The organism is Rhodococcus sp. IEGM 1351, assembly GCF_030056875.1.
GTDB lineage: Bacteria > Actinomycetota > Actinomycetes > Mycobacteriales > Mycobacteriaceae > Rhodococcus_F > Rhodococcus_F opacus.
On record NZ_JASHKU010000046.1, the window covers coordinates 24,520 to 34,445 of the forward strand.

Sequence of the window (9,926 nt, forward strand, 5' to 3'; positions counted from 1 at the left end):
GTGACAGCTGTTGACGAGGACCGGGATCGCGTACGAGGGTCAGACCGGCCTTGCTCGACACAACTACTGCACCGGATCTCACGTCCGTGGCGTCTACGAATGTCTCGCCCAGCAGGCAGCATCGTTCGCGCGACGTTCCCGCGGAATAGATACGCGGCCAACACCGACCTATTTCAGGCGCCGGCCGCCTCGGCCTCAGAGTCGTCATCTGTGCTGGGGTCAGCGGAAGGCAGTGCCGTCAGGCGCCGCCACTCCGGCCCGAGTTCGTCGCCGACCCGTAGCGGCATCGCCGGCATCTCGTCTCCGGCCGGGGCCATGTAGACGGTAACCTTCTGGCGGAACACCGGATCGTCCACGACCACCGGCCGCTCAAAGATTTCCTCCGGCATAGCGATCAGGCCCTGGTCGCGTAGCCATTCGATGAAGTGCAGGGTCGCCACAGTCTGCACGATCAGCCGACACACGAGCGGAGCGGCGGCCCGGAACCTTTCGGCTACGCCATGGTCTTCGGTCTCCGCCAACCGCTCGTTGTCGCCATGCACCACGTCGCCGTAGATCCACGCAAACGCCAGAACATTGTCCGCCAATGCGGGAGTCGGCTCCTGCTCGTCGACATGGCCATGCTGTACGGCGTAGGCCAACGTGTTGCGTCCTTGCGGATCGAACTCCGCCCACTCCTCTTTGAGTGAGTCGAAGAATTTTCGGACATCGTCGCGCTCGACGTCACGAAGCATCCACTTCAGGGCTTTCAGCACCTTCTGATGGTGTGCGTCTTCGGTCTGCAGTAGAAGCGGACGGACACGGGCAGCGGCGGATTCGACCACCTCCTCCGGAGGTAGCGATTGGGTCATCCACACTCCGTCGCTAGTCACGTCTAAGTCGAACTGGACGCTCCCGACGCGCTCCAACTTCTCGAAGTCCTGATAGAGCGAGTGAGCCTTGACACGACGAGCCCGAAGAACGAAGGCGGCCAACCTGGACTGGTGCAGCTGCTCAAGTTCAGCCTGGGTCGGTTTCGGCATACGCGCTCCTGTCCGGGTTGGCCACGATGCGGTGGCGCAGGTCCATAATGCGGCATAGGACCTGCGTGGAGGCACCGGCGCCGTGGAGGTACCAGCACGATGCGGATCCCCGGCCAACATGTCGGCCGTCGGCAGTCCACGAAACCATCATCGCGAACGAAAGGCCTCCTACGGCCCGCTACTCAGCTCGAGAAATCCCGCGCAATTCTCTACGCTCGTCAGCAATGAACACGTCGGGGGAACACACGATTTCGGTGACCGACCGCTGGCTCGCCGCGGTGCCGCAGCTACCACCGTTGACCGAACCGGCCGCGCAGGTGGCGGAGCGGTTGGTGCTGTTGCTGCACTACGGAATCGACTGGTCGGAAAAGAACTGGGTGGCCGCCCGCCGCGGCGATTACTGGGACAACCTGCTGCCCACTCGTGTTCGGTTGGCCACCTACAACAGCATCAACCTGCACCAGTGGTGGACCGCCTCGGCCGCCCGGCTCGGTTCGAGCCCGCGCACCGACGAACAACGCTCCGAGCTGGCGATACTGCTCACTAGCGAGGCGCGGCCGGTGCTGCAGGTGATGCGGGATCAGACCTCCGCGCTGACGTTGCGGACCCGGATCGTGGCCGACGCGGTCCGCGCCGCCCGCACCGACCACGGGTTGGCGTCGTGACCGTGTCTCGGGTGTGGGAGATCGAGATGACCGCCCGGTCCCCGATCTCACACCGCGGGGAGCTGATCGGCACGACCGCGATCGGCCGGCGCATGAAGATCATCCAGCCCGACGGGTCGGTGGAGCTGGTCCCGGTCATCTCCGGCAACTCCTTCCGCGGCGTACTCCGCCGGCTGGGGGAGCAGATGCTGCGCGACGTCCTCGACTACGAAGGCAAGTTGCCGCTGGCGGTCGCGCACACCCTCCGCAACGGCGGCGCGATCGTGAAAACCCAGGCGGAACCGATCACCGGCCGCCGCCTGCACCAGCTCCGCGAACTGGTGCCGCAGCTGAGCGTGTTCGGCGGCGCCGTCGGTGCCGCCCCGATCGACGGCTGCCTGCGCGTCGGGCACGTGGTGCCGATCGTCACCGAAGCCACCCCGATCCTGCGCCGGGAGTACCCGGGCCCGCTGCCGTCCCGGTTCGACATCGAAGCGCTTGAGTCCTACTCACACCTCGACGACGTCACCACCGGCCACGCCGGCACCACCGTCGACCCCGATGCCGAGATTGGTGGGTCGGGGTCGCCGGTGATGCGGTACGACGTTGAAACTCTCGCCCCGGGGACCCGGTTCGAGTCCTGGGTGCAGCTGAACCGTGGCTCTGACCTCGACCATGCCTTCGCTGCCGATGTGCTGGCCGAGTTCATCAGGTCGGGCTGGCTGGGTGGGCGCACGGGTATCGGGCACGGCCAGATCGCCACCACACTCGCCTCAGACCCTGATGGTGCGCCGGTGGTCGATTGGCGGGAGATCGTCGCCGCACGCCGCGCTGAGGCCCTGGAAACCCTGCTCTCACTCCCGGCATGACCCTCCAGATCGGTGCGGGGATGGTGCCGCTGGTCGTACGGGCGAAGATGGCCGCGGGTGTCGCGCACGGGGTGCCGTGGGGGATCAGCCTCGACGGCCTCCTCGCCTCCGAGATCCGCGAGAACACCAAGGCCGCCGCGCGGGCGGCCGACACCGACTACGAGCCCTACAGTCCCGACACCGTGCCGGAGGACCTGGACCTGCCGTTGGCCCGCTGCACCGGCGACGGCGCCGACGGGTGGCACTGGGCGGCGACATTCGCCTCGCCGGAGGACGAGGTGCCCGGTCCGCACGTGCAGTACTGGTCCGCCCGCCCGGATCAACAGGCCCTCGACCACATGGCCGCTGACCTGCCGGCGTTGGTATCAGAACGCCAGGGCCGGTACCGCTCGCGGGTGATGCCGCTTCCGCTCACGGTTTGCCGGCACCTGGTGTGGCGGGCCATCGGCGATCCGGCCGCCGTCGTCGAGCTCCTCACCCCGATTGTGTCGATCGGAAAGAAGCGCAGCGCCGGCCACGGCCACGTCCTGTCCTGGGAGATCACCGACGAACCGGATGCCGACCCGTGGGAATTCGCGCACCTGCACCCCGACGGCATCCTCGGCCGCACCGCACCCCCAACCTGCCTGCACGACCACCGTGATGTGCGGACCGGCGGCGAGGGGCAAATGGGGCTGCGGCCGCCGTACATGCATCCAGCCCGCAGATCGCGAGTTCTGCTACCCGAGATCTGATCCGGGCGACGTGCTGGGTGAAGAATCGTCAGCCACGACCCCGGTAGACAGCTGATGGAACACCTTGGCGAGAACCGTGAAGAGTGCGATGGCGTTGAGGATTACGTTGGCCTGGCCGTCGCCGTCGAGGACCGAGATTTTCGCTTGGACCGTTTCGGTATCTCTGCCCTGCAAAGCGGCATCGAACATCTCCGACGCCACAGCCAGATACTCGGGCTCAGGGGCGAAGTCCAGACTCAAATACTCTGCCGGAAGGCTGCTGACGCTCATCTGCGTCCTGCTCGCAGCCATTGCCGGATATTTCTCGTCCAGCCCTGACACGCCGGTTTTCGCGATCAGCTCGGTCAGATATGGGCCCAGACCGAGGCCGAGGATCTCGGACCACTCCTCATCGGTCCCCATGTCCATCAGCGCGAAGTCCTGGAATGGATTATCAAGGCGGCGTCCCAGTTCGTCATTCACGATCTTCGAGATGAACTTTGTAGCTCGGGCCACGGTGAAATCGTCCACGTCCTGCTCGGTGTTGTCCGTCATTTGAGCCTCCTGGTGCTGGTGGTTGTCTACCCGGGATGTATTGGGTTGCTGAGTGCCGCTGGATATTCGTTGGAGCGAAGCTGATTACGTGGGTTGTGCTGCTGCGGATTCGGCCTTCATTTCCCTGCATAGCTCGACCATCGCCAGTGCAGCCCAGAACATCCAATCGAGGAAAGCCTGGCTGTAGTCGCGTAGCTCGGTTTCCTTGTTGTGCCGGATTGCGTAGCGATTCGCGATCAGGAATAAGCTCTCGTTGTCTTTCTCCGCCGGGGTGCCCTTGAGGACCGTGTAGCGATCGGGTTCGAGCACAGCCATGAGCTCTCTGATCGCGGACACCTTGTCTTCCCGTGTGGACTGGCGCGATCGGTACAGCGCGATCGCATGGCTGACCTGATCTGTCAGCCGGGTCGTGGGCTGTTGAGCTGCACGGACCAGCAGCTCGGCGCGGGAGTCGTCTGTGATGGTGACAAGACGGCCCACATCCTCTCCCTCGGTCGCCAGGCGGAAGGGGAGGTTGGTCGTCGCCAGCACTTCGTTCACACGGATTCGGTAGAGCATCTGACCGGTGCGCAATGCGTGGTCCGAGTAGTGGTACCCGCAGTTGCCGTAGTCGTGATAGTGCCGGTTTCGTGGGCGCGCGGCGAGATCGTGGAGGAGTTCGATCAGATCGCAGAACTCGTCGTCGCTCCACCCGTCTGTCTCGGTGTATGTCAAGGGCGGCGGCAGCTGTTCATACAGGTCAACAAGCCGTTCGACCAGGTCGACATCCATCTCGTCGTCCACATCCACGCAACCGCCTGGACGCTCCTCGCCGAAGTAGCCGATGGCTCGCCAGCGCCCGACGAACGTGCTGAACCGAGCCTTGGCATCGGCCCAATCGGGTTCACCAGTTGGCCTATCAGCGGGTGGTGACGAGGAATTCCGACGGGAGAAGTATGGCCGTCGCATATCCGGGGTTCTCAGCTCGTTGGCCCGGCGCACCAGCTCCGACACCACCGGTACGCGGTAGGTGATGGTTTGGATACTCTCGGGCCACGTTCCGACTGTTTCACTCGCCGAGTCGAACACTCCTTTATGCGAGGAGTAGTCAGTCGCCGGCGCACTTCCCACGAATGCTTCTTCGAGAAGGAGCACGTAGTCAGCGCGGAACGATTGGCGCTCCTTGTTGGTCCGCATCATGTCGGTCGCTTCGGCGACGAAGACTTCGCGGGGCCACTTCAAGGCGTACTCAGGGTCGGTCAGGTCCATGGCACTCCATTCACGATATTCCGACCAAGTCTGGCCGAGAGGGTCGACAGTGTTTGCGCTTGGGACCTAGTCGCCGGATCTGAAGCCTCTGAAATCGGCCGCCGGGAGTAAGCCGGAGACGTCACCGCAATCCCGGCCTGCCTGCGCGAGCGCGGCGACGTGCCGACCGGTGGGAGGGAGGATGGCTGCGCCCGCCGTCCATGCACCCCGCGAGCGTAGCTGTGTGACGGTACCTGCAGGGTGTCGACGGCTGATGACAGTTCTTCCGGTCACAGAAATTGACGACGCGCGCTGAGCGGATGTCCGGAGACACTGAGGCAGACTCTCGACCATGGATGAAACCGTGAACTCGTCGATTCTGTATCACTACACAGATGCGGTGGGACTGGCCGGAATTGTGAATCCGTCCTCGTGGCCGGTCAAGTACGAGAGCAACGAGCTGGCGTATGGGACAGCGGCGAAGTTGTGGGCGTCGGATGTCCGGTACATGAATGACTCATCAGAGCTGAAGTTCGGGGCAGAGGTGTTTCGTGAACAGTTCAGGTCGGCCTCCGCCGATCCAGCAGTGAACACGGAGTTGCGTGAAGTATTCGGCAAACTCGCGAGCTGGTTTGATCCCGACAGGTTGTTCGAGTGGGGACTGCGGTGCTTTGCCACCTGCTTATGCGAGAAGGGCAATCTGCTGAGCCAGTGGCGTGGTTATGCCGGAGGCGTCGGCGGATACGCGGTCGGGTTTTCATGGGAATCGATTGCTCTCAATACGTGGGCATTTCATCCAGAGACCACAGCCATGGGGACCGGTACGGTGCCCGCAACTCTTCGACGAGTGGTGTATGGCGAAGACGAAGCGACGAAGGCCGCGATCCAGTTCGTGCAGGGGGTGGTTTCAGGGTCTGGGTTCCTTGTTTCCGGCCCCGACGGGAAGCTCGATATGTTCATGCTCGCGGCGTCGGCCTTTCGAGAAATCGCGGCGGTGAAGGACCCGGCATTCGAGCAGGAACATGAATGGCGTTTGACCACCGAGGGCGACGTGAAGTACCCGGCGAATCTTCGTGCGGGCAGGTCCGGTCTGGTGCCGTACCTGGAGTTGGCGGTGAACCTAGGGGCAAATTCGGATGCGCAGCCCCATCGGACGATCGCGGAGTTGGTGGTGGGCCCGGGCCCGAACCAGTTGGCGCAGGTGGCGGCGGCGCGGGAGCTACTGAGGAATCACGGGCACGATCCTGATGTGGTTGTCCCCTCCGACATTCCTTTTCGAGGATGATTGGCCCGTAGCGGTCACCACGCCTGGCGCTGCCCTCGACGCAATCCGGCACACGGACACAGCGTCACCAAGGGGCCGTGTCCGTACCGATGACTTCCTGCCGCCGCGTCAACGCCGCCACGCGATGACCTTCTCCTTGACGATCAACGGAGCATCGTCTGGGCCCTTGACGTGTTCGTTGATCCAAATCGGCTTGTTCGTCCCCAAGCTGGGAAACCGCTGCTTGCGCCAATGCCCGCGAACCATCCATCGATGTGAGTACTGCACGGTGGTCGCTGCATCGTCGTCGGCGCGTGAGCTCTGTGCTCGACGCAGCGTGACGACGATGGTCGACTTCGGATCTGTGCGAAACCGGCGTGCCGTCTTGCTCTGCTTTCCGGTGGGCTCGATGTCTCCGAGCGCTGCGAGCGGTTGCTGCATCAGTGTCCACAGTGCTCGTGCGTGCCGATTCAGATTGATCGACGACTGATCGAGTGCACCCAGGCGGAGGTCGTTGGTCGAACGGAGGATCGCCCCAGTGGGCAAGAACTCCCCGGCGAGAAGAGGACTGAAGGGTCCGCTGAACTCCAGATCTCCATCGTCCTCGGGCACCCGATACCACTGCATCAGAGTGCCGTCGTCGACCTGTGCCGGCCGGGTCGCGGATTTCGGGACTGTCCGGCGAGCCGGCCGCCAGGCCAGGGCGTTGAGGCGGATGGCGCGGCCGAACTCCTCGGGGATCGGAAACACGAGGGGAACTGCGAAGACGAGGAAGCCGTGCGTTGACGGCGGGTGGTCGATGACGACGTCGTCGTCAGGTATCGACCCCTGCGCGTTGACGAGAATTGCGCACATGTCCTCGGACACCCAGTAAGTCTCAGCCTGGTTCAGACTCACGATCTTATCTGCGGGGCTGTCGGAGAGTCCTTGGGCTGCGTATCCGCTGCCCTGTTTCAGCGCGTACTCGTGTAGCTGTTGGGCCTCGGGGAGCCGCAGGTGTCGGATGACATCGAGCTTCGCATCGAGGGCGACAAGTGGATCGTTCAGCGGACGCACGAGCAGTAATAGTGCCAGAGCTGTAGACCCTGCCCATCCCGTGCCCCGGCACGGGATGGGCAGGTGGCGTTTTAGGGCTCTGGGGTCTTGATTCCGGGACCTTTTTATGGTCGGTGTACGGCTCGAAATCTTTTGTTGTGCAGCGTGTTTCGGGTTGTTTGTGTCGGTGGGGTGGGCTATGTTTTCGGTGTCCCAATTGATGCGGGGCGGAGGGGGCTGACCACCTTTCCGCTCCGGTGAGCCCGGTTGTTGTCCGGGGGTTTGGAGTTGTGATGTCTGTGGACGTTGCAGTTGTCGAGAACGTGACGAGCGGGTCGGGTGTAGCTGCCCCTGCCGGTGGGGTGTTCCCGGCGGATGGGGTGTTCGTCGAGGTGCGTGAGGGTGAGGCGTGGACGGCTGGCTGGCTGGTCGCGGACCGCACCGACGTGGCGGCGTTGTCGGTGAACGGTGTCGCCGAGGACAAGCGTCTGGTGTCGGTGGCGTTGGTGCCGCTCTCGCCCGATGCGCCGGTGTGGCAGGGCCGGGTGCGCCCGGATCAGGTGGTGGTCGCGTCGTTGCAGCGCCCGGTGCCGGTGTGGTGGGAGCGGATCGCCACGTCGTTGGCGGAGGCGATGCGCGATCGCCGGGAGGTGGCGTGGCTGCGTGAGCACCTGCAGGCCAATCAGAAAGCACACGCGGACTGGGTGGAACACATCGCGAAGGACGCGGGCACCTGGGCGGACGAGAACAACCTGTGCAGCGAGTTCGATCGGTTCATGGAGGAGCACGGGCTGCCGCCGCGCAGCCGGGAGTTCACGGTCGAGGCCCTGGTGACGATCACCACGAAGGTGTCCGTGCCGGTGTCAGCCCGGTCCGAGGAGGTCGCCGAGGACGAGGTGGACGGGGAGGTGCTGGCGCGGGCGCTGGGCCGCCGGATCGGTGGATTCCGCCGCTACGACCTGGACCTGCGGGAATACACGGTGACGGAGGTGCAGGCATGAGCAGCACCAGCACGTTGACCGCGCAGGCGGTGCGGATCGGGGTGGACGGGCGTCCCGAGGTGATCGACCTCGGGGCGCGGGAGAGCACCGGGGCGGCGATCCGGTCCGCGATCGGGTGCCGCTGGTTCGACGTGGTGCGGCTGAACCCGGATCTGGACATGTGGGTCGACGACGAGGGCGCAACCCAGGCCGACGCCCAGGTCAATCTGATGGCGACGGCGATTGCGCGCGCCCACGGGGCGATCTGGCAGCCGTTCTGCGGGGCCGTGGTGTTCGCCGCCCACGACGGCAACGGAGCCACGGTGGGCCTGTCTGACGCCCAGAAGGATGCCCTGCTGACCGGTGCGGTGTTCGCGCCCACCGTGAACCACTGACTGAGGAAGGAAACCCCCACGATGACAACGACGACGAACACGAATATCCCCACCCCGGCCGAGGTCTACATGTGTCAGGGCGAGCGCGCCCTCAACCGCGGCACCCACTACATCGAGGAATCGATCTGGGTCTACCTGATGCGCGACTGGGACGGCATCGATCGATGGGTGCTCGACCCGGTGACGGTGGACGGGTGCGGGCTGGACTCCGGCCTCGAGGACGGTGCCCGCAACAGTGAGTGCATGTGCGAGGACAAGGACGAGTGCAACGCGATTCGGGATCGGATGGACCGGGCTGCCCTGCCGTCGGCGGATGATCTGTTGCACTTGTTGGCGGAGTCGCTCGGTTACACGGTGACGAGGGCGGGGCAGTCGTGACGGTGGAGGCCGTAATCGTCCGGGATCCTGATGGGCCGACCAGCGTGTGGGTGTTCGTGGACGGTGAGCCTGTGGAGGTTGCCGAGAGCTGCATCGATGCCGGTGCGGGCTGGGACTGGGACGACTGGACCGAGCACCGGGACGAGTTGCTCGCCGGTGCCTCTCCGGCAGCCCGTGAGCTGCTGCTCACTCTGCTCGACGGTCCGCCCGGCGGGGTCTATGTGGAGGGCCGTGACGATCGGCCCTGGCTGGATCCCGCAGCCTAGTTCGCCTGTCTCCGTGCACGGCCCGCACCCGATCCCGGGGGGTGTGGGCCGTGTGTCGTGTGAGGGCTGTAATGGTGCTGTGACCTGCTGTGACCTGCTGTGATGACATGTCCCCGGTTTGTGATGTGGGGGTGCCGGCGACGTGTCGGGGGTGCCTGGCGCCGGGGTGTCGGCGGCCGCGCGGGTGTCTGTTTCGTCCGGTTTTGGAGTCGGTTTTGAAATATGTTGATTGTCAACGTGTTTCGGTAATCTGTTGCTGAGTAAGTCTTTACGTGTGTTGTGCACAGACGTCAGGTTGTAAGGTTCGGAATCTGTTACTGATCAACATGTTTGAGTATTTCGAGATTTTCGACTGTTTTGGGTTGCGTGGGGGTGGGGTGGTATGCTGTGTGTATGACATGGAGCGGTGCGGGAAGGCGAGTGGGCGGCGGGTCGGGCGCACCCTCGCGCCCCCAGCCTCGTTGGGGTGTGGGGGACCGGATCGAACGGGACGAGCAAAAGCGCAGGTGAGGACCTAATCTCTGAAACTCAGAGGAGCGAAGCGACTCGATCGACGGCAACGGGAATGGACCCACTGC

At 64.3% G+C, this 9,926-nt stretch carries 12 protein-coding genes; 8 read left to right on the top strand and 4 right to left on the bottom strand.

Annotated elements, in window-relative coordinates:
- Positions 1-173 precede the first annotated feature (173 nt).
- The gene (locus tag QM806_RS39165; RefSeq protein ID WP_283294929.1) at positions 174-1,022 is read right to left on the bottom strand and encodes a hypothetical protein; all 849 of its coding nucleotides are present in this window, start codon (positions 1,020-1,022) and stop codon (positions 174-176) included.
- Between the two features lie 224 nt (positions 1,023-1,246).
- Between QM806_RS39165 and QM806_RS39170 the strand changes: the two genes are divergently transcribed.
- Genes QM806_RS39170 through QM806_RS39180 form a run of 3 tightly spaced genes read left to right on the top strand, consistent with a single transcriptional unit; the run spans position 1,247 to position 3,269 of the window.
- Complete coding sequence (locus QM806_RS39170) at positions 1,247-1,687, top strand: hypothetical protein (RefSeq protein WP_283294930.1); 441 nt, start codon at positions 1,247-1,249, stop codon at positions 1,685-1,687.
- Complete coding sequence (locus tag QM806_RS39175) at positions 1,684-2,535, top strand: RAMP superfamily CRISPR-associated protein (protein WP_283294931.1); 852 nt, start codon at positions 1,684-1,686, stop codon at positions 2,533-2,535. The genes QM806_RS39170 and QM806_RS39175 overlap by 4 nt, the downstream gene beginning before the upstream one ends.
- Positions 2,532-3,269: a Csf3-related protein gene (locus tag QM806_RS39180; protein ID WP_283294932.1), complete on the top strand. Its 738-nt coding sequence runs from the start codon at positions 2,532-2,534 to the stop codon at positions 3,267-3,269. The genes QM806_RS39175 and QM806_RS39180 overlap by 4 nt, the downstream gene beginning before the upstream one ends.
- Here the strand turns inward: QM806_RS39180 and QM806_RS39185 are convergent.
- Positions 3,255-3,803 carry a hypothetical protein gene (locus tag QM806_RS39185; RefSeq protein ID WP_283294933.1) on the bottom strand — a complete coding sequence of 183 codons (549 nt, stop codon included), beginning with the start codon at positions 3,801-3,803 and terminating at the stop codon, positions 3,255-3,257. The genes QM806_RS39180 and QM806_RS39185 overlap by 15 nt on opposite strands.
- Positions 3,804-3,887: 84 nt before the next feature.
- Positions 3,888-5,051, bottom strand: a complete 1,164-nt coding sequence (locus QM806_RS39190; protein ID WP_283294934.1) for a hypothetical protein — start codon at positions 5,049-5,051, stop codon at positions 3,888-3,890.
- 331 nt (positions 5,052-5,382) lie between these two features.
- Between QM806_RS39190 and QM806_RS39195 the strand changes: the two genes are divergently transcribed.
- A complete protein-coding gene (locus tag QM806_RS39195; RefSeq protein ID WP_283294935.1) occupies positions 5,383-6,315 on the top strand; it encodes a DUF2971 domain-containing protein in 933 nt (310 codons plus the stop codon).
- Between the two features lie 108 nt (positions 6,316-6,423).
- Here QM806_RS39195 and QM806_RS39200 read toward each other — a convergent pair whose 3' ends face one another.
- The gene (locus QM806_RS39200) at positions 6,424-7,191 is read right to left on the bottom strand and encodes a hypothetical protein (protein ID WP_283294936.1); all 768 of its coding nucleotides are present in this window, start codon (positions 7,189-7,191) and stop codon (positions 6,424-6,426) included.
- Positions 7,192-7,622: 431 nt separating this feature from the next.
- Here QM806_RS39200 and QM806_RS39205 point away from each other — a divergent pair, with 431 nt between their 5' ends.
- From QM806_RS39205 to QM806_RS39220, 4 genes are read left to right on the top strand one after another with little or no spacing between them, the layout of a single operon-like run.
- Positions 7,623-8,330: a hypothetical protein gene (locus tag QM806_RS39205; RefSeq protein WP_283294937.1), complete on the top strand. Its 708-nt coding sequence runs from the start codon at positions 7,623-7,625 to the stop codon at positions 8,328-8,330.
- A complete protein-coding gene (locus tag QM806_RS39210; RefSeq protein ID WP_283294938.1) occupies positions 8,327-8,704 on the top strand; it encodes a DUF3846 domain-containing protein in 378 nt (125 codons plus the stop codon). The genes QM806_RS39205 and QM806_RS39210 overlap by 4 nt, the downstream gene beginning before the upstream one ends.
- Before the next feature lie 21 nt (positions 8,705-8,725).
- Positions 8,726-9,082 (top strand): hypothetical protein, encoded by a 357-nt coding sequence (locus tag QM806_RS39215; RefSeq protein WP_283294939.1) that lies wholly within the window; start codon positions 8,726-8,728, stop codon positions 9,080-9,082.
- The gene (locus QM806_RS39220) at positions 9,079-9,348 is read left to right on the top strand and encodes a hypothetical protein (RefSeq protein ID WP_283294940.1); all 270 of its coding nucleotides are present in this window, start codon (positions 9,079-9,081) and stop codon (positions 9,346-9,348) included. Before QM806_RS39215 ends, QM806_RS39220 begins: the two co-directional genes overlap by 4 nt.
- The last annotated feature ends 578 nt before the right edge of the window (positions 9,349-9,926 follow it).